The sequence below is a fragment of the Pseudomonas turukhanskensis genome (assembly GCF_027922365.1).
Taxonomy (GTDB): Bacteria; Pseudomonadota; Gammaproteobacteria; order Pseudomonadales; family Pseudomonadaceae; genus Aquipseudomonas; species Aquipseudomonas turukhanskensis.
The window spans coordinates 373,463-400,242 of the sequence record NZ_BSFN01000002.1; the positions used below are offsets into that span (position 1 = coordinate 373,463).

General features: G+C 58.2%; 28 protein-coding genes, 1 tRNA gene and 2 pseudogenes. 11 read left to right on the plus strand and 20 right to left on the minus strand.

Translation table 11 applies throughout. From position 1 onward, the window contains the following. Window positions 1-44: 44 nt before the first annotated feature. A complete protein-coding gene (locus PKE98_RS05550) occupies window positions 45-1,892 on the minus strand; it encodes a sensor domain-containing diguanylate cyclase (protein ID WP_271194273.1) in 1,848 nt (615 codons plus the stop codon). A gap of 137 nt (window positions 1,893-2,029) precedes the next feature. Here PKE98_RS05550 and PKE98_RS05555 point away from each other — a divergent pair, with 137 nt between their 5' ends. Continuing rightward, window positions 2,030-2,812, plus strand: a complete 783-nt coding sequence (locus PKE98_RS05555; protein WP_271194274.1) for a DeoR/GlpR family DNA-binding transcription regulator — start codon at window positions 2,030-2,032, stop codon at window positions 2,810-2,812. A 4-nt stretch (window positions 2,813-2,816) separates the two neighbouring features. On the opposite strand, the gene PKE98_RS05560 is transcribed toward PKE98_RS05555, so the two are convergent. After that, entirely contained in the window at window positions 2,817-3,404 is a 588-nt protein-coding gene (locus PKE98_RS05560) for a flavin reductase family protein (RefSeq protein WP_271194275.1), read from the minus strand. Between the two features lie 347 nt (window positions 3,405-3,751). Between PKE98_RS05560 and PKE98_RS05565 the strand changes: the two genes are divergently transcribed. From PKE98_RS05565 to PKE98_RS05580, 4 genes are all read left to right on the plus strand, one after another. Beyond that, window positions 3,752-4,258 (plus strand): DUF4124 domain-containing protein, encoded by a 507-nt coding sequence (locus tag PKE98_RS05565; RefSeq protein ID WP_271194276.1) that lies wholly within the window; start codon window positions 3,752-3,754, stop codon window positions 4,256-4,258. Between the two features lie 183 nt (window positions 4,259-4,441). After that, window positions 4,442-4,972: a glyoxalase superfamily protein gene (locus tag PKE98_RS05570; protein ID WP_271194277.1), complete on the plus strand. Its 531-nt coding sequence runs from the start codon at window positions 4,442-4,444 to the stop codon at window positions 4,970-4,972. 604 nt (window positions 4,973-5,576) lie between these two features. Further along, window positions 5,577-6,479, plus strand: a complete 903-nt coding sequence (locus PKE98_RS05575) for an alpha/beta fold hydrolase (protein ID WP_271194278.1) — start codon at window positions 5,577-5,579, stop codon at window positions 6,477-6,479. Window positions 6,480-6,601: 122 nt separating this feature from the next. Further along, entirely contained in the window at window positions 6,602-7,456 is an 855-nt protein-coding gene (locus PKE98_RS05580; protein WP_271194279.1) for a tetratricopeptide repeat protein, read from the plus strand. A gap of 70 nt (window positions 7,457-7,526) precedes the next feature. Here PKE98_RS05580 and PKE98_RS05585 read toward each other — a convergent pair whose 3' ends face one another. Further along, window positions 7,527-8,015, minus strand: a complete 489-nt coding sequence (locus tag PKE98_RS05585; RefSeq protein ID WP_271194280.1) for a DUF2846 domain-containing protein — start codon at window positions 8,013-8,015, stop codon at window positions 7,527-7,529. 132 nt (window positions 8,016-8,147) lie between these two features. Here PKE98_RS05585 and PKE98_RS05590 point away from each other — a divergent pair, with 132 nt between their 5' ends. Then, window positions 8,148-8,903, plus strand: coding sequence for a bestrophin-like domain (locus tag PKE98_RS05590; RefSeq protein WP_271194281.1), 756 nt, complete (start codon window positions 8,148-8,150; stop codon window positions 8,901-8,903). Window positions 8,904-9,009: 106 nt separating this feature from the next. Here PKE98_RS05590 and PKE98_RS05595 read toward each other — a convergent pair whose 3' ends face one another. The 3 genes from PKE98_RS05595 to PKE98_RS05605 all read right to left on the minus strand — a co-directional run bounded on the left by PKE98_RS05595 (window position 9,010) and on the right by PKE98_RS05605 (window position 11,683). Next, on the minus strand, window positions 9,010-10,152 hold the full coding sequence (locus tag PKE98_RS05595) for a hypothetical protein (RefSeq protein ID WP_271194282.1): 1,143 nt from the start codon (window positions 10,150-10,152) through the stop codon (window positions 9,010-9,012). Window positions 10,153-10,291: 139 nt separating this feature from the next. Continuing rightward, window positions 10,292-10,690: a hypothetical protein gene (locus PKE98_RS05600; RefSeq protein WP_271194283.1), complete on the minus strand. Its 399-nt coding sequence runs from the start codon at window positions 10,688-10,690 to the stop codon at window positions 10,292-10,294. 99 nt (window positions 10,691-10,789) lie between these two features. Beyond that, window positions 10,790-11,683 (minus strand): LysR family transcriptional regulator, encoded by an 894-nt coding sequence (locus tag PKE98_RS05605; protein WP_271194284.1) that lies wholly within the window; start codon window positions 11,681-11,683, stop codon window positions 10,790-10,792. Window positions 11,684-11,892: 209 nt separating this feature from the next. Here PKE98_RS05605 and souR point away from each other — a divergent pair, with 209 nt between their 5' ends. From souR to nadS, 3 genes are all read left to right on the plus strand, one after another. After that, window positions 11,893-12,900, plus strand: a complete 1,008-nt coding sequence (souR, locus tag PKE98_RS05615) for a transcriptional regulator SouR (protein ID WP_271194285.1) — start codon at window positions 11,893-11,895, stop codon at window positions 12,898-12,900. 78 nt (window positions 12,901-12,978) lie between these two features. After that, on the plus strand, window positions 12,979-13,293 hold the full coding sequence (locus tag PKE98_RS05620; RefSeq protein ID WP_271194286.1) for a type II toxin-antitoxin system RelE/ParE family toxin: 315 nt from the start codon (window positions 12,979-12,981) through the stop codon (window positions 13,291-13,293). A gap of 5 nt (window positions 13,294-13,298) precedes the next feature. Continuing rightward, window positions 13,299-13,586: a NadS family protein gene (gene nadS / locus PKE98_RS05625; protein ID WP_271194287.1), complete on the plus strand. Its 288-nt coding sequence runs from the start codon at window positions 13,299-13,301 to the stop codon at window positions 13,584-13,586. 119 nt (window positions 13,587-13,705) lie between these two features. Here the strand turns inward: nadS and PKE98_RS05630 are convergent, their stop codons facing one another. The 6 genes from PKE98_RS05630 to PKE98_RS05655 form a co-directional block, all read right to left on the minus strand. Further along, window positions 13,706-14,050: a putative signal transducing protein gene (locus PKE98_RS05630; protein ID WP_271194288.1), complete on the minus strand. Its 345-nt coding sequence runs from the start codon at window positions 14,048-14,050 to the stop codon at window positions 13,706-13,708. 444 nt (window positions 14,051-14,494) lie between these two features. Continuing rightward, entirely contained in the window at window positions 14,495-14,755 is a 261-nt protein-coding gene (locus PKE98_RS05635; protein WP_271194289.1) for a hypothetical protein, read from the minus strand. 24 nt (window positions 14,756-14,779) lie between these two features. After that, the gene (locus PKE98_RS05640) at window positions 14,780-15,313 is read right to left on the minus strand and encodes a hypothetical protein (protein WP_271194290.1); all 534 of its coding nucleotides are present in this window, start codon (window positions 15,311-15,313) and stop codon (window positions 14,780-14,782) included. An 11-nt stretch (window positions 15,314-15,324) separates the two neighbouring features. Then, window positions 15,325-15,654: an STAS-like domain-containing protein gene (locus PKE98_RS05645; RefSeq protein ID WP_271194291.1), complete on the minus strand. Its 330-nt coding sequence runs from the start codon at window positions 15,652-15,654 to the stop codon at window positions 15,325-15,327. Next, entirely contained in the window at window positions 15,644-16,450 is an 807-nt protein-coding gene (locus PKE98_RS05650; protein ID WP_271194292.1) for a hypothetical protein, read from the minus strand. Before PKE98_RS05650 ends, PKE98_RS05645 begins: the two co-directional genes overlap by 11 nt. 379 nt (window positions 16,451-16,829) lie before the next feature. Continuing rightward, window positions 16,830-17,099 carry a helix-turn-helix domain-containing protein gene (locus PKE98_RS05655; protein ID WP_271194293.1) on the minus strand — a complete coding sequence of 90 codons (270 nt, stop codon included), beginning with the start codon at window positions 17,097-17,099 and terminating at the stop codon, window positions 16,830-16,832. A 541-nt stretch (window positions 17,100-17,640) separates the two neighbouring features. Between PKE98_RS05655 and pflM the strand changes: the two are divergent. Both pflM and PKE98_RS05670 read left to right on the plus strand, forming a co-directional pair. Beyond that, window positions 17,641-17,883: pseudogene (gene pflM, locus PKE98_RS05665) on the plus strand (lysogeny maintenance protein PflM); the annotation flags it as partial. Then, a pseudogene (locus PKE98_RS05670) lies at window positions 17,884-18,111 on the plus strand (tyrosine-type recombinase/integrase); the annotation flags it as partial. Between the two features lie 596 nt (window positions 18,112-18,707). On the opposite strand, the gene PKE98_RS05675 reads toward PKE98_RS05670, so the two are convergent. The 8 genes from PKE98_RS05675 to atzF form a co-directional block, all read right to left on the minus strand. Further along, window positions 18,708-18,781: transfer RNA gene (locus PKE98_RS05675), tRNA-Gly, on the minus strand. Window positions 18,782-18,879: 98 nt separating this feature from the next. Beyond that, window positions 18,880-19,752, minus strand: coding sequence for an alpha/beta fold hydrolase (locus tag PKE98_RS05680; RefSeq protein WP_271194294.1), 873 nt, complete (start codon window positions 19,750-19,752; stop codon window positions 18,880-18,882). A 415-nt stretch (window positions 19,753-20,167) separates the two neighbouring features. Next, entirely contained in the window at window positions 20,168-20,860 is a 693-nt protein-coding gene (locus PKE98_RS05685) for a murein L,D-transpeptidase catalytic domain family protein (protein WP_373877816.1), read from the minus strand. A 111-nt stretch (window positions 20,861-20,971) separates the two neighbouring features. Beyond that, entirely contained in the window at window positions 20,972-22,003 is a 1,032-nt protein-coding gene (locus PKE98_RS05690) for a L,D-transpeptidase (protein WP_373877810.1), read from the minus strand. Between the two features lie 233 nt (window positions 22,004-22,236). Next, window positions 22,237-22,929, minus strand: coding sequence for a 16S rRNA pseudouridine(516) synthase (locus tag PKE98_RS05695; RefSeq protein ID WP_271194295.1), 693 nt, complete (start codon window positions 22,927-22,929; stop codon window positions 22,237-22,239). Between the two features lie 88 nt (window positions 22,930-23,017). Next, window positions 23,018-23,227 (minus strand): cysteine-rich CWC family protein, encoded by a 210-nt coding sequence (locus PKE98_RS05700; protein ID WP_271194296.1) that lies wholly within the window; start codon window positions 23,225-23,227, stop codon window positions 23,018-23,020. After that, window positions 23,217-24,698, minus strand: coding sequence for a sensor domain-containing diguanylate cyclase (locus PKE98_RS05705; protein ID WP_271194297.1), 1,482 nt, complete (start codon window positions 24,696-24,698; stop codon window positions 23,217-23,219). Before PKE98_RS05705 ends, PKE98_RS05700 begins: the two co-directional genes overlap by 11 nt. Before the next feature lie 154 nt (window positions 24,699-24,852). Then, window positions 24,853-26,655: an allophanate hydrolase gene (atzF, locus tag PKE98_RS05710; RefSeq protein WP_271194298.1), complete on the minus strand. Its 1,803-nt coding sequence runs from the start codon at window positions 26,653-26,655 to the stop codon at window positions 24,853-24,855. Between the last annotated feature and the right edge of the window lie 125 nt (window positions 26,656-26,780).

A 26,780-nucleotide genomic window follows, 5' to 3' on the forward strand; every position in this document is an offset into this window, starting at 1 on the left:
CTGTAGGAATTACATGAATATAAAGGAGAATTGGCACTAATTGTTCAATGGGGCACGAGGCGGTTGCGCCCCTGTTTCTTTGCCTCGTAGAGCGCCGCGTCGGCGAACTGCAGCAGCGCTTGCATACTGTTATCGGCCCCCGGCTCCAGGCTGACCACACCGACGCTGACGGTGACATGCCCGATCGGCGAATACGCATGGGGCAGGTTCAGCGCGGCTACGGCCTGCACCACTTTGCGCGCCATGGCCTGGGCGCCGGCAGGGTCGGTCATGGGCGCGAGAAATACGAACTCCTCGCCGCCGTAACGGGCCACCAGGTCGCTGGAGCGGCTCACCGTGCTGGCCAGCGTCTGGGCGATCTGCCGCAGGCAGGCATCGCCGGCCGGGTGGCCGTAGTGGTCGTTGTAAAGCTTGAACCAGTCCACATCCATGATTGCCAAGGCCAGCGGCGAGCCGATGCGTGTCGCCCGCGCCCATTCCAGGGTCAGCACGTCATCGAAGTGGCGGCGGTTGGCGATGCCGGTCAGGGCGTCGGTGAGGCTCAGGGTTTCCAGTTTGGTGTTCAGCACCTGCAACTCTTCGGTGCGCTGTGCCACCCGTTGTTCCAGTTCGCGCTCGGAGGTTTGCAAGGTCTGTACAAGCTGCTGCTGGGTGAGCAGAAGTTGTTCACGCACCCGCGCTTTTTCGCGGCGCATCACGTTGTAGCGATCGGCCAGCGCAAAGGCCAGCAACAGCATTTCCATGGCCGAGCCCAGCTGCAAACCATCCACGGTGAAGAGGTTGGTGGGCATGATGCCCATGGCCCGCAGCGAGGTCATGGCACCACCCAACATCAGCAAGGCAAAGGCACCGAGAAAGAAATACGCACTGCGCTGGCGCTTGAGTGCAGCCGCAACGCCCACCGCTACTACCACCAGGGCAGTGGCCAGATTGAGCACAATTGCTGCGCGGGAAAACACCGGCAGCGCAATGGCATACGCAATGGGCGTAAGCAGATACAACACCACCAGGCCGAGCAGCACGCGGTCTACGCGTGGCATTAACTGCGCGGTGCCGAGCATGCGTCGCATAAACAGCAGCATGGCCGCCAGCGCCAGCGAGGTGCCCGAGTAATACACCGTATTGGAGTTGAGCGGCACGCTGTCCAGCTGCCAGTCCGGCGCCAGGCCATTTTTTATCGCCAGGGTGGCGAAGGTGCACGTGGCGAAGGTGACGTACAGCAGGTAGATGCGCTCACGCAGGGACACGAACAGCATCAGGTTGAACAGAATCATGGCCGTGGCGATGCCGAAGTACCACGCCTGGCCAACATAGTCGTCGCGTTCATGGGCGTGGTAGGCCTGCGGTGTCCACAGCTGCAACGGAATCAGCAGGCCTACGCTGGACTCCATGCGCAGGTAAATGACCTGCTCTGATTCAGGCACCAGCGTGATGGGAAAGATGAAATTGCGGTTGGGGTACACCTTGCTGCTGGCCGGCACATCGGAGCCTGTGACGATCGCCTGATACCCACCTTGCCCATCGGGGAGGTAGGCCTGGATATGGGAAATGCGCGGGTTTTCCACCGCGAGCATGCGCTGCACGGCGGTGTTGCTGGAGTTACGCAGCGGCACACGCAGCCAGTACGCCGAGCGGGTAAAGCCCAGGCCCAGGGCGTTGCTGGCTGGCAGGTCGGTTTGAAAGCGGCTTGCTACGTCGGGGCGTTGCACATCAGCCAGGGTCAGGCCGCGTTCGGGGTCTTCGAGCAGGGCTATAAATGCGGTGAGGGACACCGGTTGGTCGGTGAGCGTGGCCACATCCAGGGAGGCGGCGGCCCAAGTGGGGGAGCCCAGCACGCTGACAAGCAACAGCAGGCAGCCAAGCATGTACCGACGAAAGCGGGAAACATCCATTTAACGAAAACCACAGGCGGTAAAGCTGGGGGAGTCTACAAGAGGGGTGATGAAGACGGCAAAAGCCATCTGTCGATGCTTGTTTTTGCGGGTTTTGCTGGATAATCTCGCATAAACACGCAGATACAGGCATGGCCATGCTGAACACCCACGCAGTCACGGATTTACCCCAAGTACGCCGACAGAAAATTCTCCTGCTGCTGGAGCGCGATGGCCGGGTGCTGGCGAGTGAGTTGAGTACCCACTTCGAAGTGTCCGAAGACACCATTCGCCGCGACCTTACCGAGCTGGCCAATGCCGGCCTGGTACAGCGCGTGCACGGCGGCGCGTTGCCAAGGCCGAAGGACTCGGGCAAAGACTATTTCGCCCGCCTTAACGAAACCGATGAGATGAAACGCCAGCTCGCGCAGTTGGCGGCGCAGCAGGTGCAGAACGGCCAGGTGGTGATTTTCGACTCCGGCACCACGCCGCTGCATATCGCCCGCTCCTTACCGCTGGATATTCGCCTGACCGCCGTCACCGCCTCGCCCATGACCGCCGTGGCGCTGGCCGAGTACCCGGGCGTCAGCGTGATTCTGGCCGGCGGCCAACTCAATCCGGCGACCATGGCCGCCAATGGCCGCGAAGCGCTGGAGCTGATTCGCGGCATCAAGGCCGACCTGCTGTTTACCGGCGTCTGCGCCCTGCACCCGGAAATAGGCCTGACCTCGCCGCGCTTTGAAGAAGTCGAGCTCAAGCAGGCACTGCTCGACAGCGCAGCCCAGGTAGTTGCCGTAACCACGGCGGACAAGCTCGGCGCCGTCGAACCCTTTTTGATTGCGCCGTGCAACCGCGTACACACGCTGTACACCGAAAGCCGCGTGCCGACCGGCGATATCGAGGACTACCGGCGCCTGGGGCTTAACGTCGTGGTGGCGTGAGGGCTTACAGAGCCTCGTCTACCTTCACCGTCAACGAGTCACCCGTGAGGTAAAACTGCCCGCCCGCTACATAGTGCAGGCTGCGCCAGCTCGGGTCGGTGTTCTCAAACTGCCAATGGCCGTCGGCGAAGGCGCGGGTGTCTGCCCAGGCGCCGACCACCTCGGCAATAAACAGATCGTAGGTTTGCTGGTTATGCGGCTCGGGAATCAATCGGCAGGCCAGCCACGCCGAGCAACCGGCCACGAAGGGCAGGTCATGCCCGGCAAACTCAAACAGCTCAACGCCCGCGCGCTCAAGCTTATCCGGCTGGTCCGCCAGGCTGTGGCTGCCCACGGCATGGGTGAGTTGGGCTTGCGCGGCGGTGGGTACCTGAATAACAAACGTGCCGCTGCCTTCTAGCAGGGCACGGGTGCGGGTCATCTTGTCGACCACCACGGTGAGTTTGGGCGGGCTGAAATCCAGCGCGCAGGCCCAGGCGGCCGCCATGACATTGCTCTCCCCGTTGTGACGGGCAGACACCAGCACGGTGGGGCCGTGATTGAGCAAACGGTAGGCTTTGGCGAGATCTACGGGGGCGATGGTGGTGGACATGGGCAGTTCTCTAAGGCTGAGCAGGCGATGGTAACGGCGGGATGTCGCGCAGTGGAAGGGCGCTGAATCGTTATCCCATCCTACAGAGCCTTCAGGTTTGCAAAGCTGCCGATGGGGCGTTGAACCACCGCACGACGCCAGCCTGTATTGCAAACCACCGTGCGCGCTTCGATATCAAGGGGCGCAGCACTCAAGCGATTATTTATGACGAGCAACTGGTTGCCGTACGCACGAACGCGTGAAACCAGATCAACCGCTCAGGGTGGGCACATAGCCCTTGGCGCACAGCCAGCCAATGATTAAAGTGCGCCATACGCAACCCGCGCCCCATCAAAAGGACTTGATCAATGCTCGCTCGCCGTTGGCTACCCCTCTTGCTACTTGGCTGTGTACTGCCTCTTCACGCCCAGGTGTACACCTGGGTCGACGAAAACGGCCAGAAGCATTTCGGCAACCAGCCGCCGGCCACTCAGGTGGTCAAAGAAGTCAAAATCAACCAGGGCTACGTCAGCGACGGCCCGCCCCCGCAAGCGGCCAGCGCAACTAACAGCGCTACCGCCGAAAGCAGTACCGACAGCCAGGGCAGCGACGACCAGAAGATGTGCAGCGAAGCCATGCGCTGGACCGCCATCGACCTGCCCAACCTCAAGGAAATCGCCGGTGAACGCAAACAGCGGGGCGATCTCACCAGCGAGCAATACAAGCAGGCGATACAAGCGCTCGACCAGGCCCAGAGCGAAATCACCCTGCAAGGCTGCCTGGCCAGCACCGGTAAAGAACGCGAGCAGTACAAATGCCTTTCTGGTGGCGCGGGCGTGCTGGTGTGTTCCGGCGCGCTGGGCACTCTCAACTAAGCGGCTGAACCGTCGCTTTGCAATCACCGGCAACATGCCTATGATTTCCGGCAGGCCGATGCTGCCTGCCGCTCGCACCTTCGGGTACGGTGAAAGCATTGCGACAAACTTCTTCTTTCTGGTTCTTCCAAACCGTCGAAGGTTGGCAACGCGAGCACTGACAGGCTTCGACCCGGAGGACCAATGAGCACCATCACCCAAGCCAAAACCATGGCCAAACTGCTGCGCACCGCACTGGCCGCGCAACAGCACGACATCTCTCACTCGGCAGCGCTGGAACTGGTCGCCCAGCAACTGGGTTTCAAAGACTGGAACACCGCCAGCGCTGTGCTCCCCGAAGACACCGCGCCCACTGGCATTGCCTTCGATAAGGCCATTCCCATTCTGCGCATTTTCGATGAAGCCAAAGCCCGCGAGTTCTATTTGGGCTTTCTTGGTTTTACCGTGGAGTTCGAGCATCGCTTCGAAGCCTCGCTGCCGCTGTACATGGGCATTGAGCGGGCGGGGCTGAAACTGCATCTGTCCGAGCACCACGGCGATGCCAGCCCCGGCTCGACCGTGTATGTGCCCATGCACAACATTGAGGCCTACCGGGACGAGTTGATCGGCAAGCAATACGGCTATGGCCGGCCCGATATCGAGGAACTGCCGTGGGGCAAAAACATGCAGGTGTATGACCCGTTCGGTAACCGTATTCGGTTTAACCAGGGCTAAAAGTCGCTTGCTGCGAGTGCAATAAAAGATCCGAAATTCTGGGTCCCCGCCTGCGCGGGGACGACGGTGATTGCAACACCTTCACCGTCATTCCCGCGCAGGCGCGCACCTCCATTCGGTTCAACCAGGGCTAATAAGGCGCTCGCCGCGAATGCAATAAAAGATTCGGAATTCTGGGTCCCCGCCTGCGTGGGGGCGACGGTGATTTCAACACCTCCACCGTCATTCCCGCGCAGGCGCGTACCTTCATTCGGTTTAACCAGGGCTAAAAGGCGCTTGCTGCGAGTGCAGTAAAAGATCCGAAATTTTGGGTCCCCGCCTGCGTGGGGACGACGGTGATGCAACACCTACGCCGTCATTCCCGCGCAGGCGCGCACCTTTATTCGGTTTAACCAAGGCTAAAAGGCGCTCGTCGCGAGGGTAATAAAGATCCGAAATTCTGGGTCCCCGCCTGCGCGGGGACGACGGTGCTTTCAACACCTCCACCGTCATTCCCGCGCAGGCGGGAATCCAGAATCTTGCAAGCGTGCACCTTCTCCCAAACCAACTACGCTCAGCTCCGATCGCCACGCCCATCCGGGCATTTCACCTTCTGGAGCGCCTTATGATTCGACTGCTGGTAGCCACCGTTTCACTGCTCGCCTTGAGCCTGTCTGCCCACGCCGGCATCACCCCGTTTCCCGTCAGCTTCAAAACCCTGGACATCGCCGTAGAAGGCGCCACCCTGCACGTGCGCGTCGGCGGTAACGGCCCGGCTGTGGTGTTGATTCATGGGTTCGGCGACACCGGCGACATGTGGGAGCCGTTGGCTGCCGACCTTAGCCGCGACCACACCGTCGTAGTGCCCGACCTTCGCGGCATGGGGCTTTCCTCCATTCCCGCCGACGGCTACGACAAGAAAACCCAGGCCGGTGATATCCGCGCCGTGCTGAGCAAACTTGGCATCGAGCACGCAGTTGTCGTCGGCCACGACATCGGCACCATGGTCGCCTTCGCCTACGCGGCCCGTTATCCCCAGCTCACCGACCGCCTGGTGGTGATGGATGCGCCCGTGCCCGGCATCGCGCCCTGGGATGAAATCGTCCGAGCACCCATGCTCTGGCACTTCGACTTCGGCGGCCCCGATGCCGAGCGCCTGGTAGCGGGCCGTGAACGCATCTACCTTGACCGCTTCTGGAACGAGTTCGCCGGCGACCCGAAAAAAATCGACGAAGCCACCCGCCAGCACTACGCCAAACTCTACGCCCGCAAAGGCGCCATGCACGCCGCCTTCGCCCAGTTCCACGCCATCCGCCAGGACGCCGTCGACAACAAAAGCGCGCCGCGACTCACCATGCCGGTTCTGGCCATCGGCGGCGAAAAATCCTTCGGCGCCAACGAAGCAATCGTCATGCGCAACGCCGCCGACACTGTCACCGAACTGGTGGTGCCCGGTGCCGGCCATTGGCTGATGGAAGAAGCGCCGGGGCCGACCACCAAAGCCATTCGCGCGTTTATCAGCCAGTAAGCCAAACGCGAAAAAAGCGGGGCAGCATTTCGCTGGCCCGCCCTGCGCATGAAATGATCGCGTCACTGCCTGGCGCTTGCTACGGTTGCGCCAAGCAACGATTCAATGACAGGACGTTTCGTATGCAAGACTCCACACCTCCAGCGCAGGTAATCACCGTGCCGCAAAAAACCTTCGCCGAACGCTTTACCCCGTTGCAAACAACCCTGCTCGACCCTGAAGGCCTGTTCAGCGGCTCGCAAATGCTCGCCGACCTCACCGCGTTGATTCCCCTGGCCAAGGCCCAAGGCGAGAACTCGGTTGAGCTGGCCGAACTCTACGCGGCGCTGGCGCTCTTGCAGGGCAAGCGTGACGAGTGGGAAGACCAGCGCTCTTACGGTTTGCAGGCCCTGGCCATTCAGCAGCGCCACCCGGTACTGCCGGCAGACAGCGTGCTGGCGCTGCATTACAGCTTGTCGATGGGCGCCGCTGAGCTGGAAGTGCCGGAACAGGTGATCGAGCATTTACGCGCCGCCATTGCTTTGATTCCGCAGGACCACACGCTAAGCCAACGCCAGCAATTTGGTCTGCGCCAGGAGCTGGGTTACTGGCTGCATCGCCACGGTGACTATGCCGGGGCGCTGGCTTACAACCGGCAGCTACTGGCCGACGCCGAAGCCGTGTTTGGCAAGGAGGAGGCCGACCTCACCGGCATGCTCACCAACCTCGCGCAGAACAGCTACGAGCTCAAAAACTGGACGCAGAGCGAGGCGTACTTGCAACGGGTGGTCGGCCTGTCACGCCAGCACGGCAAGCTGGATATCGAGCTTGATGGGCTGTTTCAGCTCGGCGTGCTGGCCCATGAACAGGGCGACAATGTGCAGGCATTGGGGTATTTCCAGCAGCGCATTGTGTTGGCGCGCGAGGCCGATGATGACTATTTGCTGGAGCGCGCGGAGGAAGATCTGGCTGAGTTCAAGCAACGTGCTAAGGGCTGATTTCTAGCGCATCGCGGCTCAAGCCGCTCCTACGGGCGTGCCCGTGAACGCGGGTTGAGCCGCGACCTTTTTAGTTCAGTGGCTCGGTATCGCGAATTTCATACACCGCATCTTCCCCGCGCATCGGCGTCAGATAAATCAGGTAGCTGGCCTTGGGCTGGCCCAGGTTCATTTCGCTGAGGTTGTAGCGCACGTCCAGCTTCAGGTATTTCACTTCGCCGCCTTTTACCGTAACGCTCTGCTCGATGTCGCGCGGCTGCCAGTCGGCGATTTTGCTGAGGCCGGTGATGCGCACGTTATGTTTGCCAGGCGTGACGTCGACAGCGAAGTGGCTGTTGAATTTCAACAGGCCGACGCTGGCGCCATCGATCTGCACGTCGGGGTAGGACGTGCGCAGCGGCTGCATGCCGGGGTTGTCGGCCTTGGGGCGGTAGAAGTAAATGACGCTGGAATTGGAGGCAACCTGACGGGGTTCAAAGTAGCCGGGGCTGCTGCTGCAACCTGCAAGCAAAACCGTTAGGGTTATGAGCGATAACGTTGTTGAACGAGCTGTTTGCATGGCTCTGGCAGTCCTTGGTTTGCAGTGCGCTGGTTCGAACGTAGACAGCGTATGGGCTAACGTCCAGTAGGCGGGCGAAATCAGGGAGGTCACCTCGATCGGTGAGCCTGCTTTACCTTAAGGAGTGCACGTATGGAGTTGGTTTGGACGGCTTTTGCCATTTTTGCCTGCCTGTTTTCGGCGGCGCTGTTGATGATGCGTTTTTGCCCCATGCTGCCGTCGCGCCATCGGGATGAAGAAACCAGCACCGTTGTGCGGCTGCTGGCCAACCTGTTTGTGGTGATGACGTCACTGGTATTCGGCCTGCTGATCAACTCGGCGAAAAATACGTTCGAGGCCATCGATGCGGATGTGCACGTGTTCGCGACCAAGATGATCATTCTCGACCGTGCGTTACGCACTTACGGTCCCAACGCCGACGAAGCACGCAAACGCCTGGAAGAGTACGTACAGCAAGCCATCGATCACCCCTCACATAGCGATGACGCACTGCACCAGAAACCCAGCGTTACCGCGCAGTACCTCGACCGGGTGGGCGAAGCGTTGCGAGTGATCAAACCGCCGGATCGTTATCACGAAACGATGCTGGTGGAAGCCCGGCAGCAATACCACGGGTTGATGGAGCAGCGTTGGAAGGTGCTGGAACAGTCCGAAGGGGTTATACCTCAGCCGTTGATCGTGATGCTGGTGGCGTGGATGACGTTGATTTTCGCTGCCTTCGGCTACCACGCGCCGCGTAACGCGATGATGGTGGGGATGTTTGGGGTATCGGCGCTGTTGATCGCCGTCTCAGTGGCGCTGGTGCTGGATATGGATATTCCCTTCAGCGGCCCGATCCAGATTTCGGACGCGCCGCAGCGCCGGGCGTTGGCGGAGATTCAGATGTAGGTGAGGTAAGGTCAGGGCCTTTTCGTACCCCGGGTTGGTAGCAGTCTGAGCCAGCAGGCTTCATCAGCCAGATCGGCTTCGTTGAGGCTCGGGTAGGCAGAGCGCGTTAGAGCAGTTGCCGATACACAGAAATATCCGATAGCGGCGTGGCTAACCCGGTGGCAGGCAAGTACGGCGCGCCTTTTACCGACGAGAACGGCACGCCTTTGCTGCCCAGGGAGACGTAGCGCTCACCCCCATCCAGCTCGGTGAAGTAGGTATAGGAAATCTTGTGCATCAGCTCATACCTGGGCTCGTCGGCGACGATGCCTTTGGCCAGGCTGTTCAGCTCGTCCTCGCTGAGGTTCAGGCAGTTTTTCAATGAAACGCCCCAGCGTTTAAGGCAGCTTTCTGCCAAATGCCGAACGATCTGGCCGGGGCCGCTCAGCGCTTTCAAATCGTTGCTACTTCTGGCGGTATCTGCGCTGGAGGTGGCGTTGCCCACCAGCGTGGCATGACGTCCGGCCATGGGATAAATGCAGGTTTTGGTGCCCGAGGCGGTATGCGGAATCACGCAGCTGAACCCTTTGGACCGCTCATCACGGGCGTAGAAGGCCACGTACTCTTTCACGTTGGCGCCCAGGCTCACACGCTGTTCCTGAAAGTTGGCCAGGCCCGGAACCGGGTCGATAGCGAAAATGTTGACCGGTATATGCGCAAGCGCGCTGTCTTCGAGCATCGCGTTGGCGAGCATATGGCAGCTAATGCCGCCACGGCTCCAACCGACCAGGTTGAGCTGTGTGGGGATGATGCCGTCTTTGCGAAAGGTCTTGATGATCTGCTCCTGCAAACGCTGCTGGGTCACGCTACGGTCGCCGTAGTTGTAGGTGCGCCAGAACCAGGAGCCTTCCACTTTCACGTCTTCTATCGGAATGCCGGCGGCCTTGAGGCGGTTGTAGTCGGCCTCGGTTAGCTGTTTGCGCTCCCACTCGCATTTGCCTTTGATGATGTTCCTGGCGTGCTGCACGTTCTCTTCCCAGCCCTTGCCGAACAAGGTGCCGCTCAGACCATAGTCCGGCGTCCGGGTGAATAGCTCGTCGGCCTGCAGATTGCCGCTGCCGGGGCCATCGACCACGATCCAGTCAGCAAATTCGCGGCCCGGATGGTGGGCCGCCAGGGTGGAAACCAGTTCGCCATTCCAGAAGTTCTTATGGGCGAAATCGTACTTGTTGGAGCCTGTGCCACAGAAGAAGATCGTTAACACGGTCATGGTGTTGCTCCACTGAAAAGGGAGGAGCAACCACGGTAGGGGAGCAGGGCGGGGTAAAAAATCGGACTGTTTTTACAGGCGTGTAGCCCGCTTAGCTGTTTGCGTGACGGGGGGCTGGCTATTGCCGTGGGCGAAGCGTTCAAATCACCCGCAAAAATCCCTTGGTCAACATGTAGGCGACGTAGGCGAAGTAAGCCAGGGCCACGAGCTTCGCCATTTGAGTCAGGACCGTAAACCGCCGGGCCGGGGCGGCACGCCAGATGGCAAGCAGCCCCAAGGGCGTGGCTATCAGAAAGGGCACCGCCAGGGTAAGCCAAAGCAACCAAGGCAGGCTGGAGGGCGACACCGGCATGACCGTCTTTTGCAGCACTTGGGTTTTCCAGAACAGCAAGCCCATTACGCTCAGGATGTTGGCGCCCAGGCACGTTGGAACGAACACCAGCCAGAAGGCTTTCCACAGCGGTTGGGCCGGCCGCTGGCTAAGGGCTGGCTCATCGAGTGGCAACGTCGATTGGGGTGTGCTGTAGGGGGTATTCATCTGAAGCGGCTCCGTCCGTGGGCACTGGCGTGGTTTCCAGCCACACATCAAAACAAAAAAACGTCTTCAATGGCAGTGCGATACAGTGTGCGTGGCTGACTACACCGAATACCGCAACGCTTCGCGCAGCAACGTAAACGCCGGCGAGGCCTGGCGCCGGCTCGGGTAGTACAAATGGTAGCCGGTAAAGGGTTCGCACCAGTCCGCCAGCACATGCACCAAGTGCCCCGTGCTGATGTGCGGTTGCACAACATCGGCAGGCAGATAGGCAAGGCCCAAGCCTTGCAACGCCGCTTCAAGGCGCAACGCCAGAGTGTTGAACACCAACTGCCCTTCGACGCGCACCTTGAGCTCCTGCCCGTTCTTTTCAAACTCCCAGGCATATACGCCGCCGTAGGTGGGCAGGCGCATATTGATGCAATTGTGCTGCACCAGATCACGCGGAATTTGGGGGCGTGGGTAACGCTGGAAATACGCCGGTGAGCCGACCACCGCCATGCACATATCCGGGCCGATGCGCACCGCGATCATGTCCTTGGCCACTTGCTCCCCCAGGCGTACGCCGGCATCAAAGCCTTCGGCGACGATATCGGTCAGACCATAGTCGACGCTGATTTCGATACTCAGGTCCGGGTGGTCGGGCAACAGTTTGGCCAGCACCGGCTGCAACAGTGTGTTGGCCGAATGCTCGCTCGCAGTGATACGCAGCTTGCCTGCTGGCTTGTCACGAAACTCGCTAAGCAAAGCCAGCTCGCTGTTGATCTCTTCAAAACGCGGTGCCACCACATTCAGCAAATGCTCGCCGGCCTCGGTGGGCGACACACTGCGCGTAGTGCGCGCCAGCAAACGCACGCCCAGGCGCTCCTCCAACTGACGCATGGCGCGGCTCAATGCCGGTTGCGACATGCCCAGCTTGGCGGCCGCGCGGGTAAAACTGCGCTCCTGCGCCACTACTGTGAAGATGGCGATCTGGTCGTAGCTTTCGCTGGCCATTTATCTATCTCGGGTATGAGTTGGTTGGGATTATGCCATTTGCCGACATTGTCACTATCAATGCCTCCGGCGAAGGTGAGGCCTCCACGCCGTTTGATGGACATAAAGCGTCGGGTTTCGGTGGGCGCGACACGTCGATCCAGGTGCATGATCGATACACCGAGTATCACCATGACAGAGCCAATTTTTAAACCCAGAGGCGGGTAGCGATGGAGCGTCGTGACTTCAGTGACGTGATGAAAAACAAAAACTACCGCTACCTGGAGGACGGCAAAAAAGCCTCAAGCAAACAGGCGCGAGTCGGGTTTCTGCTGCTCGAACATTTTTCCCTGCCAGCCTTTACCCAGGCGCTGGACACCCTGGTCACTGCCAACCTGTTGCAAGCCAACGCCTTTGCGGTGACCCATTTCAGCCTCGACGGCAACGAGGTGATCAGCGACCTCGGCCTGGTTATCAGCCCCGACGCCGAACTCAACCACGCCGGGCTCAACGACCTGAACATGCTGGTGGTATGCGGCGGCTACCGCACGCCCTTGCACGCCGACAAGGCTTTGCTGCAACTGCTTCGCGACGCCGGTCGTCTGGGCATGCCATTGGGCGGCCTGTGGAACGGTGCCTGGTTTCTCGGCCTTGCCGGCCTGCTGGACGGCTACCGCTGCGCCATTCACCCCGAGCATCGCTCGGCGTTGGTGGAAGTGGCCAAGCGGGCAGAAGTGACCAGCGAGAGCTACGTCATCGACCGCGACCGCCTGACCGCATCGTCCGCCTCCGGTGCACCGGCCATGATTCTGGAATGGATCAAACAACAACACACCCGCGCGCTGGTCGACGGCATCGAAGACATCCTCGCCTTCGAAGCGTCCCGCTACCGGCGAGTAAACCCCAAGTCCCTGCTGAAAATCAGCGACCCCACCCGGCAAGTGGTGGAGCTGATGGAAGCCAACCTCGAAGAACTGCTGGAACTCGACCAACTCGCCGAATACGTCGGCCGCTCGCGCCGGCAAGTGGAGCGCCTGTTCCGCGAACAACTCGGCACCACGCCGCAGCGCTACTACCTGGAACTGCGCATTACCGAAGCGCGGCGGCTGCTGCAACACACCAAACTGTCGGTGGCCGATGTGGGGCTGGCGTGCGGGTTTGTGACGGGGAGTCATTTCAGCCGGTGCTACAGCTCGTATTACGGGTATCGGCCTTCGAAGGAGAAGCGGTTGGTTTGAGAGAGGAGGGGAAAAACGGAGCGCATACTCGTTTCAGGTCAATTGAAAGGAGGTGCGCCATTGGCGTAGTATTCCCCTATGCTCTTTATAGAAACGCCGGTGTTTACCAAGCGCCTGCACCAGCTACTCAGCGATGAAAACTACGCAGAGTTCCAGCGCCAGCTGGCTGAGCGTCCGGACATGGGCGATGTGATCGAAGGAACCGGCGGCGTTCGTAAGGTGCGCGTCGCGTCCAACGGGCATGGTAAACGGGGCGGATCCAGAGTCATCTATTACCACTTCACTTCTGTTTCCCGCATAGCGATGTTGATGATTTATCCGAAAAACGAGAAAGACGATTTGTCTGCTGATGAGCGAAGAGCTCTCAAACAAATTGTCGAGCGGTGGAGCTAGCTTAAATGAACAAATTTTTTGACGAGCTTCTGGAAAGCGTTCAGCAGATGGACGAAATCCAGCGTGGTAAGCGTCAGCCTTCTCGGCAGTTCACAGTGGATGCAATGCAGGTGAAGGAAATTCGCAAGGCTACTGGGCTGACTCAAGCCAAGTTCGCAGCCATGATCGACGTGCAACTCGGTACGTTACGTAATTGGGAACAGGGCCGTCGGGAACCTACCGGGCCGGCTAAAGCGCTGTTACGCGCAATTTATAACGACCCCGAACACGTCATCTTGGCGTTGAGTTCCTAATTAACGTGCACGCTGAATTGGATCGTCGCAAGGGCTATGAAATTGCGCATGGCTTGCTTGTTTCACTTGCTACCGCTAGCCGGCGAGCATTGATTCTTTCGAGCCAAAGGCTCTTTGTCTTAAGCGCTTAGCACGGCCCAGATCAGGAAACCCGTAAATCCAATAACGCCCGCGTAGGTAAGCAGCGCAGGGTAGTTCCACGCCGGGAACAAACTGGTTTGCCGAACCGCCAGGTGAAACGCCTCCACGTCCACCGGGTTGGCGGCCATATGGTTGGGTTTGCTAAGGGCAAGCACGGCGTCGTCGAACTGCGAGTCGATGGCCACCCAGACCGAAACCATGCCCGACCTGAACACATGCCGCGCTTCAGCCCCGCCCACGACTACCGGGATGCCGGCGCGCTCAATTCTGCTTTTGAGCCGTTGGGCATCGTTATGGTCCAGCGTCTGAGTCAGTAGTTTCATCGGGCAACGGGTCTGGGTAGCGGCAGCGAGCTTTTCGCCATTTGCGTGCGATAACGTTCCTTGTTCATCTGTAGCTCCTGGGTAGACCTGTGGTGCGTGTCTGTAACCACGAGGTGCGGCGGGGGGAGGTTCGCGACATGATTTTTTGCGCACAGTACTTACGCACGGGGCGGCGTCTACCGGCTCTTTTCATAGGCGCGGTAGGCAAAAAAGCCCCGCATCAGCGGAGCTTTGTGGTACTTCGGATTCTGGACCGGGTGAAGGGAATCGAACCCTTTTAATTTCAATGCTTTATGATGCAAAGCCCTGCTTTATCTAGCCTGAGCTCCGCACATTTTGCGCTTTATTCAGCGTTGCATAGCTTTGTTTTCGACACTTTTCGACAGGCACTTCTATAGCGTACTTCTTGAGTCTCTAGTATGTCGGCCAATGACATAACTTATCTCACCGCAATGCCCACGAAGGCCAGGCCTCACCTTTGCACCCGCCGTAGAACTGACAAGCAGCTTCGTGCGCGGTCATTCCAGATGGAATCCGCTCAGCTGCGTAGAAAGCATTGTCCATATCTATCAATAATCCGGTTCCAGAGTAATCGTGCTTTTGGGTGCTATCTTCATCGTGCTTCGCTACGTTGATAGCATTTGCAATCAAGGCTGTTTGCACTTCAGAAATGAATTGGAATTTTTTCCAGCTGAATTCTGACATTTTCACGATTCCTTATTGATTTAATCAGTAGTTTTCTGGCCATTTCCAATCGGAAAAAGGTTGGAATCTCACTGAGAGAAATTTTGTTATCTCGCTGGCTAGTTTCAGCGTTAAATGATTAATGGCGCTGATTCTGGCGTATTTATCATGTGTTAGATCCGTTCGTTCAGAGTTTATAGTGGATCTATCTCTAATTTTTGCCAATAGCTTTATCGACTCTAGTACGAATTCGGACTTCTCGACCGCAGGGTTTAGGCAGTCTTTGCTTTTGTCGAAAAGTAAAATTATCTTTTTCTCCGCAATGTTGCAGCGATACTCTATATATGAACTAAAAATTCTACTTTTCGCTAGATGGTCTTCGTCGCTGCTAACATCTTTCCAGAATTTGTAGTTTTCATCAGCTACCTCTTGCAGTGTTTTCTCGATAGCGGCTGCTAGTGTGTTTATTTCAGATTGTCGAGCTAAAGCTCTAGAATTTTTGAATACAAATAGCCAGCCTGCAATTACAAGAATAATCGCAAGCACCCCAGACTCGGCTAAAAGTTTGATTAGTTCCACTTTTTTCAGCCTTATTTATTTTGTGGCTTGGCTTCGGTTATGTATTTTTTTATATTTGATCTTATACTTTCGTATTCCGTTATGAACGACACTCGTCGTAAAACCTCTTCCTTAGAAAATCCCTCGTATATAACAAGTCCGGCAAAGGCTTCGTCTGAGAATGAAGACGGACAGCCTAAAACATTTGTCAGGTCGATTATTACGTGTTCATATTCTGATAGCGCTTTCAACAGAAATTCTTTTCTGAATCTGTAGCCATTAGAATCTCCATCCTTGTCGTCTCTACCAAACGGCATGTCGGAAAAATCATTCCCAACGTCGATGGTTATTTCAGCATTCATTTTTTGTCTCCAACCTCAAATTCCACTGAATCAAAGTACCGCGAAATGGAGAGCTCAGTGTTTCCAGTAGCTCATCATCTCCTTCAGTCTTGTACTCGTAGTGGCCTAAACCACTAAATATCAACATTGAACCCTGCGGGTTCTGTTGAACAAAATCTTTAGCCTCTGTAAGACCTTTCCCTCGATTATCCTGCTTAAAGCGGGATCTACCATAGTCAACAGCCGCTTTTATGCTTTTCGCATCTGGCGATACGACCACTTTGTAGCCTCTTAATTCAATAAGACTACTAATTGTTTCAATTAATGCTGCGGCCCAGGGTTTTTTACTGATCGTAGTGGGGATGCCTGCACCCATATCATACATAGCGATATAAAATTGATCATGTATGCACTGCACAATAAACCACCAGTTTCTTAGTTCTTCTGGTACTGGCTGTGTAAAAAACACGTCGTCATAAGCGTGTTGCCATACGTTGGAGATTGATTCTGTAATGGCGTTGTAGGCTAAAACTCTGCCTTCTTGCATTCCTGTTTTTATTACGGAAGCTTGGGCGTACTTTAAAATTTTCCTCAATGCGCTTTTGTCTGAGCTAAGGTGTGACGCGTAAGTCATTGTGCAAATATCTAGCGAGTCTGGATAGATCTTGTTGGATCTTATCCGTGACTCCCCCGTCAAATTCCAAAAGCCATATGTTCTCAGCAGCAGTGATACTTCTTTTGATTTACATGCAATCGTTTTAATTACGGAGTAATCTTCGCGCTCTTTCTGTATTTGTTCAATGTTCGCGTACAACACCAGTAGTGCTGCAGCTTTTGCGCTTTCACATTGCTGAGATCTATCAATATTTTATTATTTTTTGAGTGCTTGTTTAATTCGCTAATAAATTTTGAAAATGCCGAATAGCTTTTTTCAAAAAAAGAAATTGTACTAGGTGCTACTACTATAATTCTCGAAAAAACTCGTTTTGGAGCAAGACTTTTATTCGGGTTATAAATTCGAGGCGACCTGGATACGCTTAACGATCTCCGAGATGATATGTCTTGTTTAAGCCAATCCGCTTGAGTTCTTCTTTTCATTGCTTAATGTAAATCCGTGTCATAAAGCTAAATTTCTCACTCTTGAATTCAAGCCCCGCGCACGGCGTACCAGCGCCTAGCTACTTCTTTAGTAATCGCTATCCCGCGTTTGGACTGTTCAAGTTTCTATTCGCCTCGTCATATTCTGGGCTTGTCTGTCCGCTTTCGGGTATCACCAGCCCGCTGGCAATCCAGAAGGCGTACTCAGGGGCAATTTTCACAAATGCTTCGATGTCCTCCTCGTTCGCCCTTCTTCTGCCGTTTCTCAGCGCATACCACTTTTCACGGTCGATGCCGGTCTCTGCCTCCAGCTTCTTAGCTGTGAGGCCTTTGTGCTCCCAAACGGCTATAAGGCGTTCTCGAATCATTCAAATTTGTTCTATTTAATTTGTACATAATGCTAGCGCATATATGCAAGGCGATCTATATTTGCTCCACAAAATTTGTATTAGATACAAATAGCCCGGTGCCTGGTTATAGCTGAACATAGTGGAGGAAAGCCTATGTAATCGGAAGGACCTGACATTCAAAAAATCGGCGTTGCCCCTTCAGTACTGCCATGGGATCAATTCGCGGATTGGATCGGGATGGGAGACCAAACGGGCATTGTTCAGGCTTGGCCAGCACGCGGTTATATCCCGACTGTAAAGATCGGCAAGTACCTGATGGTCAACGTTGCGCTTTACAACAAATGGCTTCTGGAACGGAACGACGATTAGTGAACGCCATCGCCCAGCTAACCCCTGAATCGCAAAGCGCGTTGCTCCAGCTCGTTCACGCCCAAGACTTCTACGACCTGTGCGTCTTAGAGCCTGAAAGCCGCGAAACCGGCGCGCTACGTGACGCCAAGTTCAGCTGCGCGAAGCCGCCTATGACGTGGTGGCAATCCTGAGAGGTGAGCAATGACTCATGCACAAGTATCTACATCTGTCGCACTACGTGGATTGCGTCTGCTCTGTCTGCTGGTCAAAGGCCGTGATGGTGAGCGTTGTTTCCTCCCTATCCACACGATTCGAGCACTGCCGCCCCGCATCAGCACGCCCAATACGTCCCTTAAAGATAGGCCGGGTAGCTGGCGTCTGGAAAGTCTTGTTGTCGGAGTGGGAAGTAACGCCGGCCTTTACCTGCGAGAAACATTCGCCACCGCTCCAGGTGCTTTTGTCCACGTCGATCAACCCGCCGCGCGGTCAATCAAGCCACATCCTGCGTCACACATTCGCAGCTCACTTCATTATGGGAGGTGGTCACATCGTGACGCTAAAGGAAATCCTGGGGCACGCCTCACTGAGCATGACTATGCGATATGCACACTTGGCGCCAGAGCACCTCAATGACGCGATACGGCTAGGTCCTCTAGCTGATGGGAATTACACCTTATAGTGGCATCTTGGAATTGGAACGCTAAGGACTCCTATGACGTGGCAGCAAAGGCTGTATCAGGAAATACTGATTTCACTCTTTCTGGGGTGTGTTCCATTGCTCGTGGCTTATGGCTGCGGGGGCGGGGAACTCTTAATTGAGGTCGTCAAAGGCGTGCTTCCGCCTACGCCTATTTTTTGGTACTTAGCTTTTCTATCTGTCCCTTACCTAATTTGTGCGTTCACTAGTAGGTATTTCTGGAAGGGCACTGATGCATTGAAGGCCCGCTCCGCTTTCTGGCTTTCTACCTGGTCCGAAATTGGAACGGTGCTCCACGGGGTCTGGCGAGCGATAGTCGGCGCGCTTTTCACAGTCCCTATTCTGTGGCTGTGGGATCAGCCTGAGACATTCGATACCAAAAAGGCGTTGTACTTCATTGCTATCGGTGCCGCTGCTCTTTTGGAGTGCTGGTATTTCTCTAAGTGGCGGAGTGCTCTAGGTGGTAATCGCGAAGCCCCGAAAGTGGGCAATCCAATCTCACTTTCGACACATTTTCGACACCCCAAACTCTAGAAACGAAAAAGCCCCGAATAATCAGGGCTTTAGCGTTATGTATTTGGAGCGGGTGAAGGGAATCGAACCCTCGTTATCAGCTTGGGAAGCTGGAGTAATGCCATTATACGACACCCGCTTTTGCGGCTGACGTTGTACCAGAAGCCGGCGGGGAATTGAAGCCCGCCGTGATAACAGGGCAATATTTTTCACGGCGGGCGGACAATTCACACGGTTTCATACCGCGATGGCGGTGGTGGTGTCGTGCACGGGGCGGCGGTGTTGGTTGCCGGTTTGCAAAAAGCCGAGCATGGCGTTCTGGGTCTGTTGCCAGGCGCCTTTGTGTTCCATGTCGAGAAAGTGCCCGGCATTGGTCACGGTGGTGAACTGGCAGTCGTTGAGGTGGTTGCCGAACAGGCGCGCATCGGTGGCTGTGGTGTATTCGTCGTGCTCGCCGTTGATGAACAGCAGTGGCGTGTTGATGCTGTGCAGGCAGGCCATGTGGCAGTGGGTGTCCAGGTGCAGCACCTTGTGGATATGGGCGTGCATCTGCCGGTATTCGTGGTCGTGCAGGTTGCTGATGTGCCGGTGGTTGTAGCGCTTGAACAACGACGGCAGGTGTTTGCCAATGGTGTTGTTCACCAGGTGGCCCATGTTGTCGCGGTCCATGGTCTGCAGGTAGTACAGGCCTTTTTCGAGGTAATCGAGCATGGGCTCGTTGAGCAGCGGTGAGAAGGAGTTGACCACCGCTTTCTCGATGCGTTTGGGCCGCTGCGCGAGGGCCAGCAAAGAGGCCACGCCGCCCCATGAAAACGAGGAGAGGTAGTCGGCGTCGAAGTGGTCGATAAGCTCGAGCAGAATTTCTGCTTCGTCTTCTTTGCTCAGCGGGTGCACGTGGGCGTTGTGGGCTTTGGACTGGCCGGCGTACGGCTGGTCGTAGCAGACCACGTTGAATTGCGGTGTCAGGTATTTGAGCGTGTGCGCGAATGAGGCGGTGGTGGCCAACGAGCCGTTTACCAGGATGACGGTTTTACGCGCCGCCGGGTTAGCGTAGTACTCGGTGTGCACATTGTGACTGTATGCATGAACGACTGCGGTTTCTGGCCTCATGTCGTCTTCCTCCTTGGCGCAAGGTAGTGCTCACATAAGCGGGGTAGCCGCTGAAAAGAGCCGTGTAGGGCAGACAGCAAAACGCCTGGACATGACAACTGAATGTCAGCCATGAAAATTTATAAGTTATTGTTTTTAAAGCGGTTAGGATCGAACAACGCAGCTGCCACACCGCGCGGGGAACGCGTGTGAAAAGACGGGTGAACCAGGCAGGAATCCAATTGGCGCACAGCGCCAGTAACCGGGGACGTGCTTAGATGGTCGCTGTGACTGGTAAGTCACGCTCTGACCTTGTGATTCGAGTTAAGCACTTGGAGTTTTCAGCTGCAAGCGTGGGCGGGGTCTTTTTCGGTAATTAAAACGCTCTGGCGCGGCCGGTCCGATGAGTGACCGGTTGCCGCGCCTGTCTCCGCTTTTACTTTTGCAGCACGGCCAGGGTTTCGCCGGTGCTCGGGCAGCTTTGCGCGCCGAGGTAGCGAGAGGTGTCGAGCCACTTTTTCTGTGGGTAGTAGGCGAAGACGTAGCTGCCGGTTTTCAGGGTGTCGATCAGTTTGCCGGCAATCGCTGGGCGCACGGCGGGGCAGCCTTGGCTGCGGCCCAGACGGCCGAGGCCGGGTACTACTTTCGGGTCGGCGTAGGCGGCGGCGTGCATGACGATGGCGCGCGACTGGCTGTTGTCGTTGAAGCCTGGCTCCAGGCCCACCAGGCGCAACGAGCGGCCGTGTTTGCCGCTGTAGGTGACGCCGGTCTGGTACAGGCCGATGGAGCTCTGGTAGCTGTTGGGTACGTTGGAGAACGAGGTGGCCATGTCTTCGCCGCTGTTTTTGCCGTGGGCGACCCACTCTTCGAACAGCAGTTTGTTATGCGCCAGGTCGAACACCCACAGGCGTTTTTCCCGCGAGGGTTTGGAGTAGTCGATCACGGTGAGCAGTTTGTTCGGGTCGCTGACGCTAGCGCACTGGTAAGCGGTGAGGGCGAGCTTGAGTGCGGTCAGGTTGGCGCTGGGAGCCAGGCGTTGCAGGTCCGTGGCGCTTGGCAGCGTTTGCGCGCTGGTGGCGAAACTGGTGGTGATTACGAGCAGGCCACACAGGCCCGCACAGCGCCGCAGGGCGCTTCCCCAAATGGTCTGAATAAACAAGCAGAAAACCCTGATTGAGTAATTGTGCGCGGGCATTGTGCACAATTGGCGGCATGCTTCCGATCATTTTTTGACCAGCGGTTATTTGCCTTTATCTGCTTCGGTGGTGATGACGGTGAAGTTGCCGTTGCTGCGGGTTTCCGAGGTGGAGGCCAGATCGGTGATCACCAGGGTGGTACCCACGTCCATGGCGGCATGCAGGTTTTTCAGAAAGTCGGGGTTCACGTTCAAGGACCCCAGTTGCTCGCGCGGCGAGTTGCCGTATTCCGGATTGCTGACCTGAATGGCCGACCAATGCAGCGGCTGCGCCGGCAGCAGCTCATTCGTGGACGGTTTTTCCAGCAGCGAGAACACCGCCATGCCGCTATGGGGCTGGTTGCTGTCCAGCGCCACCACCGGTGCACTGCCGACCAGTTGGCCGCCACGAAACACGTAGGTGCGCAGGTCCGCTCGGCTGATCAGCACCGACAGGGGGCCTGCGCTTTCGCCGGGGTCATTCCAGAAGGTGTCGCCGCTCAGCACCGCCGTGGCCACCGGTTTGCCGTCGCTGACGGAGGGGGCGAACAGGCCGGGGTGATAGACCTCTACCGGTGCGCTATGGGCGTCGGAGACGATCACGGTGGTGGAGCTGAAGCCGGTGGTCTCGAACAGCTTCTTGGCGAACTCGATCGGTAGCCGCACGCAGCCGTGGGAGGCGGGGTAGCCGGGCAGGTTGCCGGCGTGCAGGGCAATGCCATCCCAGGTCAGGCGCTGCATATAGGGCATGGGCGCGCTGTTGTAGAGGTCGGATTTGTGCTCGACGCTTTTCTGCAAAATGCTGAATACGCCGGTTGGCGTCTCCCGGCCTTTCTTGCCGCTGCTGACGGTGCTGACGCCAATGGCAATGCCGTTGCGGTACACGTAGGCACGCTGCTCGGTGAGGCTCACCACCACGGTCACGGGGCCTTGCGGGGACACCTGTGGGTACCAGAGAAACTGGCCCGGTTTGAGGTCTTGCAACTGCTGGCGCAGGTCCTGCGCCGAGGGCAGCGGTGCCAAGGTTGGCGGCAGGGTGACGGCGCCCATCAGGCTGATTACCACGAGCGAACCCATAAACAACGACAGCGCCTTCATACCGGCCCTCCACAACGACTGGTTAGGGTTGGAGCCCCTGGTAGCGACTTTAGTCCCGATTTTTTTCGTCGGCCAACCGCTCTTGTCGGGTGGGCCGGTCCGCGCAGCGGGCGATTACCGCGTGTACGCCTTGGTGCGCATAGCACACCCTACAAAAGCGGAAAATCGGTCGGCTGTTGATCTTGTAGGGTGTGCTATGCGCACCGGGCGATGGGCGCGTAAACGCCGTGGAGCTACAACCGCGCAATCTCGTCTGCGGTCAGGGCGCGGTATTGGCCGGGGGCCAATGCGGCGTCGAGCACCAGTGGGCCGACGCTTTCGCGGTGCAGCCGCACCACCTTGTTCTGAAAATGCCCGAACATGCGCTTCACCTGGTGGTAACGGCCCTCATACAGCGTCAGCCGTGCGCTGTGAGGCGTAAGGATTTCCAGGCCAGCGGGCAGGGTGGTGAGGTCCTCAAAGGCGAAGTACATGCCCTGGGCGAACGCCGTGATGTAGTCAGCGGTGATCACCTGCTCGGTTTCCACGTAGTACACCTTGGGCTGTTTGCTCGTGGGCTGGGTAACTCGACGCGACCAGTGCCCGTCGTTGGTCAACAGCAGCAGGCCGGTGGTGGTCAGGTCCAGGCGCCCGGCTAGGTGCAGGTTGTGTTCGGCAGCTTCGGGCAGTAGGTCGAGCACGGTCGGGTGTTGGTCATGCTCGGTTGCACTGACGTACCCGGCCGGTTTGTGCAGCATGAAATACAGCGCCGGTTTGCCGGCCTGCAGCAGGGTGTCATCCAGCTCTACCCGCTGGAATTCGCGGATATCCAGGAGGCCGTCGCGCACCACGATACCGTCCACTTTTACTCGCCCGGCAGCCAGTTGCTGGCGGGCGTCGAAGCGGTTGGCTGTGGGGAGGTTGGCGAGCAGGCGGTCGAGGCGCATGGGGTTCTTGACGAGTGAAATGAGGTCTCTGCAGGAGCGGCTTCAGCCGCGATGCTTTGGATCAAGCGCATCGCGGCTGAAGCCGCTCCTACACGGGATAATCATCGGGCGGTACAACTCGTGCACAACTCGGGCACAAGCAGCTTTTGTCGATCTGTTCTTCCGTCAGCCGCGCGAGGGCTTGGGCTGAGATGGGCGTAGTGAAACACCAGCAGTCATCGCCGCTGCTCGCCGGGTCCGCCTGCGTGCACTGGTTGCGCTGCCCACACAGCGGGCAGCGGTCGGTGTCAGCCGACATGGGCAGGTTCCACGCACACGCGGTTGCGCCCGGACTGCTTGGCCCGGTACAACGCGCGGTCGGCACGGGCGAGCAGGCTGTGCAGGGTGTCGCCTTCGGCCAGTTCGGTGAGGCCGATGCTGGTGTTTACCTGCAACACCAACTCGCCCACCGGGTAGCGACTCTGTTCGGCCAGCAGGCGGATTTTTTCCGCAATCAATTGGGCGGCGGCCGGGGCGGTGTCTTTGAGCAACACGATAAATTCTTCACCGCCCCAGCGGCACATGATGTCGGCCTGCCGCAGGCTGCCGCGCAAATTGGCGGCAAACCCGCGCAGCACATCGTCGCCGGCCAGGTGGCCGTGGGTGTCGTTGAGGGTTTTGAAGTTGTCGAGGTCGATCATCAACGTGGCCAGCGGCTTTTGCTCACGTTGGGCTTCCTGCAAGGCCTGGTTGGCGAGAATGTCGAAGCCGCGGCGGTTGGGCAGTTTAGTCAGGGTGTCGGTGGTGGCCAGGGCACTGATGCGTGCCTGGTAACGGCGCAGCACCAGGCGCACCAGAAACAGCACCAGGGCGGTGATCACCACGCAGATCAGCAGGTTCAGGTACAGGGTTTTGCGCACGGCGGCCAGGGCGTTGTTTTCGTGCTTGTCGACGAACAGGTACCAGTTCAGTTCCGGAATGTAGCGCACGTTCAGGAAGTGGCCGCGGCCATGTTCCTGATAGGTGAAAGTGCCGCTTTGCGGTTTCGGCAGCTTGCTGTCCAGTTCGTCCAGGCCCGGTACGTCCTTGAGCGCCTGGCCCACCTTGGCCCCCATCGGCCCGCCGGTTGCGCCGGTGAGCACGATCTTGCCTTCGGTATCGACAAAGTACACCGCGCGGTCATAGCGCTGCTGGTAGGTGTCGATCAGCTTGACCACCGCATCCACGGTCAGGCCCACGCCGGTGGCGCCGATAAAATTGCCGTTGTAGTCGGTGACTTTGTAGTTGATGAAGAAGGTCAGGCGGTCCTGGTTGGCCATATCCACATCGACGTTGATCTCGTACGGTTTGGCCATGTCGCGCACGCGGAAGTACCAGACGTCGCGCGGCTCGTCTTCACGCACGCTCTTGAGCAGGCCTTTGGCCTGGTAGTAACGGTGGGTTTTTTCCGAGATAAAAAAGCTGGTGAAGGCGCCGTAATGGGCCTGCACTTCGGCCAGGTAGCGGGTGACCTGATCCACGTCGTTTTCGCCACTGAGCACCCAGTCACGCACAAAGGTGTCGCGGCTCATCATCGAGGAAATAAGGATGGGCCGAACCAGGTCCTTCTGGATTTCTGAATAGACGTTGTCGGAAGTCAACGGCAGTTCGGTGTCGACGATGCTGCTGCGAATCGAAGCCAGCGAGGCGTAGTAGCTCACCAGCGAAGTGGCCAGAAAGCCGCTGCCAAGCAGCAGCAATAACACCAGGACGAGGTAGCGCTGGGCAGTTTGGGGCTGGTGTAACGGCATGGACGAGCGGCTCTGACGGGATGCGCCATGCTAGCTTGCTATGGATTTTCCGTCAGCTTGGTTTCGCCTTTTCCAGGAATCGAGGCTCAAGCCTCTCCTACAAGTGGGCGGCGAACCTGTAGGAGAGGCTTCAGCCTCGAGCTTTTAGCGGCCGTTATTTGCTTTTCAGGTAAGCCCGCCATCCGCCGAAGTGGCTGATATCGGTCGCCCCCGCCAACCCATAGGGCTCGCAGATAAACCCGCTTTCCCAGGTGCCGTCGGCCAGTTGCACCTTGCCCAAGCCCAGCGGCGCCGGAATGCCGGTGAGGAACGAGCCCAGCTCGCTACTAGGCAGCTCCCACACTTCCACTTCAATCGCCACGCCGCCTTCGGCCACCCGCATCATGCCCGGTCGCAGCGGCGGGCCGCCGGCCAGGGCCCAGAGTTGATAGTCGGGCGAGCTCTGTGTGGCCTGAAGCAAGCGGCCGCCTCGTTGCTTGAGCTGCCAGTTCAGAGGCAGGCCATCCAAGTGCGCGCCGCACACCACCACGCGCGCCAGGTCGTGGCGGGCGAGGGTGGTGGGGGCGGTCAGGCCCAGGCTGCGTTCGCCGGCCAGCGGCAAGTCGGTTTCGCATTGCAGGCTTTCGGCCAGGCTCAGCAGGTACTGGTCGGTGAAGGGCCGCCCGAACAGGGTCACGCCCCACGGCAGCCCATTGGCCATAAAGCCGGCTGGCACCGCGATGGCGGCGTAGTCGAGCATGTTCATAAAGTTGGTGTAGTAGCCCAGGTCCGAGTTGCGCTTGACCGGCTCGGCTGCAAGCTCGGCCAGGGTGACCGGGCGTGGATAAGCCGGGGTTAGCACGCATTCCAATTCGGCCATGGCCCGGTCGCAAATTGCTTTCAGCTCTTGCAGGCGGTACTGGGCGCGGAACAGTTCCACGGCAGTGGTGCCCGGCGCCTTGGACAGCACGGCATGAATCACCGGCAATACCGCATCGGGCTGCGCTTCGATCAGCTCGCCGGCGACGCTGTAGCGCTCGGCCACCCACGGACCTTCGTAGAGCAGGCGCGCAGCTTCGGCGAAGGGCTCGAAGTCCAGTTCGACGGCCACACCGCCCAACGCTTCCAGGTGCTTGATGGTGGCGCCAAACAGGGCCGGGCTCTCGGGGCAACCGAGGAACTCCAGCTGTTTGGGTACGCCAAAGCGGAAGCCTTTGCGCGGCAAACCAAAGGCGCTGGCATCGTTCCACAGCGGATTTTTGCGGCTATAGGCGTCGGCCGGGTCCAGGGTGGCGGTCAGCCCCAGTAGCTGGCTGGCCTCACGGGCGGTGGCGGTGAAGTAGGTGACGCAATCCAGGGTACGGCAGGCGGGCACCACACCGGCGGTGGAGATCAGGCCTTTGGTGGCTTTGAGGCCGACCAGGTTGTTCAGCGCCGCCGGCACGCGGCCAGAGCCGGCGGTGTCGGTGCCCAGCGAAAAGCTGGCCAGGCCCAGGGCCACGGCGAGCGAGGAACCAGCGCTGGAGCCGCCTGACGGATAGTCCGGGTGCACGCTGTTGCGACACGGGCCGTAGGGCGAGCGGGTGCCATTGAGGCCGGTGGCGAACTGGTCGAGGTTGGTCTTGCCCAGTGGCACGGCGCCGAGGGCCAGCAATTGCTTGACCAGGGTTGCTGATTCGCTCGGCGTGTAGGCGAAGGCCGGGCAGGCGGCGGTGGTGGGGATGCCGGCCAGGTCGATATTGTCCTTGATGGCAAACGGCACACCGAACAGCGGCAGACTGTCGGCGTTTTTGCCGTCAAGGGCGGCGAGGTAGGGCTCCAGCTCTTGTTCGGTGAGCAGGTGGATAAACAGATTGAATTCGGGGCTCAGCGCTGCGGCCTGTTCACGCAGGGCGCCGATGAGTTGGCGCGGGGTGGTGGTGCCGGCGAGGTACGCGGCTTTGACGGCGCCTAGGCGCAGGTCGTATGGGTGGTTCATTAGGTGGCTCCTTAAAAAGTTTCCGGCAAAACGCGATCAGTCCCCTCTGCCCGCTTGCGGGAGAGGGCTAGGGAGAGGGTTTGGGTTTTGCGTCTGGCCTTTTCCCTCACCCCCGGCCCCTCTCC

Coding starts and splice junctions, on each gene's coding strand:
- PKE98_RS05585 (WP_271194280.1), bottom strand. CDS start 8,015: ATGCAAACAGCTCGTTCAACAACGTTATCGCTCATAACCCTAACGGTT.
- PKE98_RS05630 (WP_271194288.1), bottom strand. CDS start 14,050: ATGAAACTACTGACTCAGACGCTGGACCATAACGATGCCCAACGGCTC.
- PKE98_RS05655 (WP_271194293.1), bottom strand. CDS start 17,099: ATGATTCGAGAACGCCTTATAGCCGTTTGGGAGCACAAAGGCCTCACA.
- PKE98_RS05595 (WP_271194282.1), bottom strand. CDS start 10,152: ATGACCGTGTTAACGATCTTCTTCTGTGGCACAGGCTCCAACAAGTAC.
- PKE98_RS05555 (WP_271194274.1), top strand. CDS start 2,030: ATGCTGAACACCCACGCAGTCACGGATTTACCCCAAGTACGCCGACAG.
- PKE98_RS05600 (WP_271194283.1), bottom strand. CDS start 10,690: ATGAATACCCCCTACAGCACACCCCAATCGACGTTGCCACTCGATGAG.
- PKE98_RS05680 (WP_271194294.1), bottom strand. CDS start 19,752: ATGAGGCCAGAAACCGCAGTCGTTCATGCATACAGTCACAATGTGCAC.
- PKE98_RS05550 (WP_271194273.1), bottom strand. CDS start 1,892: ATGGATGTTTCCCGCTTTCGTCGGTACATGCTTGGCTGCCTGCTGTTG.
- PKE98_RS05700 (WP_271194296.1), bottom strand. CDS start 23,227: ATGTCGGCTGACACCGACCGCTGCCCGCTGTGTGGGCAGCGCAACCAG.
- PKE98_RS05620 (WP_271194286.1), top strand. CDS start 12,979: ATGCTCTTTATAGAAACGCCGGTGTTTACCAAGCGCCTGCACCAGCTA.
- PKE98_RS05565 (WP_271194276.1), top strand. CDS start 3,752: ATGCTCGCTCGCCGTTGGCTACCCCTCTTGCTACTTGGCTGTGTACTG.
- nadS (WP_271194287.1), top strand. CDS start 13,299: ATGAACAAATTTTTTGACGAGCTTCTGGAAAGCGTTCAGCAGATGGAC.
- PKE98_RS05570 (WP_271194277.1), top strand. CDS start 4,442: ATGAGCACCATCACCCAAGCCAAAACCATGGCCAAACTGCTGCGCACC.
- PKE98_RS05605 (WP_271194284.1), bottom strand. CDS start 11,683: ATGGCCAGCGAAAGCTACGACCAGATCGCCATCTTCACAGTAGTGGCG.
- PKE98_RS05560 (WP_271194275.1), bottom strand. CDS start 3,404: ATGTCCACCACCATCGCCCCCGTAGATCTCGCCAAAGCCTACCGTTTG.
- PKE98_RS05645 (WP_271194291.1), bottom strand. CDS start 15,654: ATGAATGCTGAAATAACCATCGACGTTGGGAATGATTTTTCCGACATG.
- PKE98_RS05590 (WP_271194281.1), top strand. CDS start 8,148: ATGGAGTTGGTTTGGACGGCTTTTGCCATTTTTGCCTGCCTGTTTTCG.
- PKE98_RS05580 (WP_271194279.1), top strand. CDS start 6,602: ATGCAAGACTCCACACCTCCAGCGCAGGTAATCACCGTGCCGCAAAAA.
- atzF (WP_271194298.1), bottom strand. CDS start 26,655: ATGAACCACCCATACGACCTGCGCCTAGGCGCCGTCAAAGCCGCGTAC.
- PKE98_RS05695 (WP_271194295.1), bottom strand. CDS start 22,929: ATGCGCCTCGACCGCCTGCTCGCCAACCTCCCCACAGCCAACCGCTTC.
- souR (WP_271194285.1), top strand. CDS start 11,893: ATGGAGCGTCGTGACTTCAGTGACGTGATGAAAAACAAAAACTACCGC.
- PKE98_RS05635 (WP_271194289.1), bottom strand. CDS start 14,755: ATGTCAGAATTCAGCTGGAAAAAATTCCAATTCATTTCTGAAGTGCAA.
- PKE98_RS05705 (WP_271194297.1), bottom strand. CDS start 24,698: ATGCCGTTACACCAGCCCCAAACTGCCCAGCGCTACCTCGTCCTGGTG.
- PKE98_RS05690 (WP_373877810.1), bottom strand. CDS start 22,003: ATGAAGGCGCTGTCGTTGTTTATGGGTTCGCTCGTGGTAATCAGCCTG.
- PKE98_RS05575 (WP_271194278.1), top strand. CDS start 5,577: ATGATTCGACTGCTGGTAGCCACCGTTTCACTGCTCGCCTTGAGCCTG.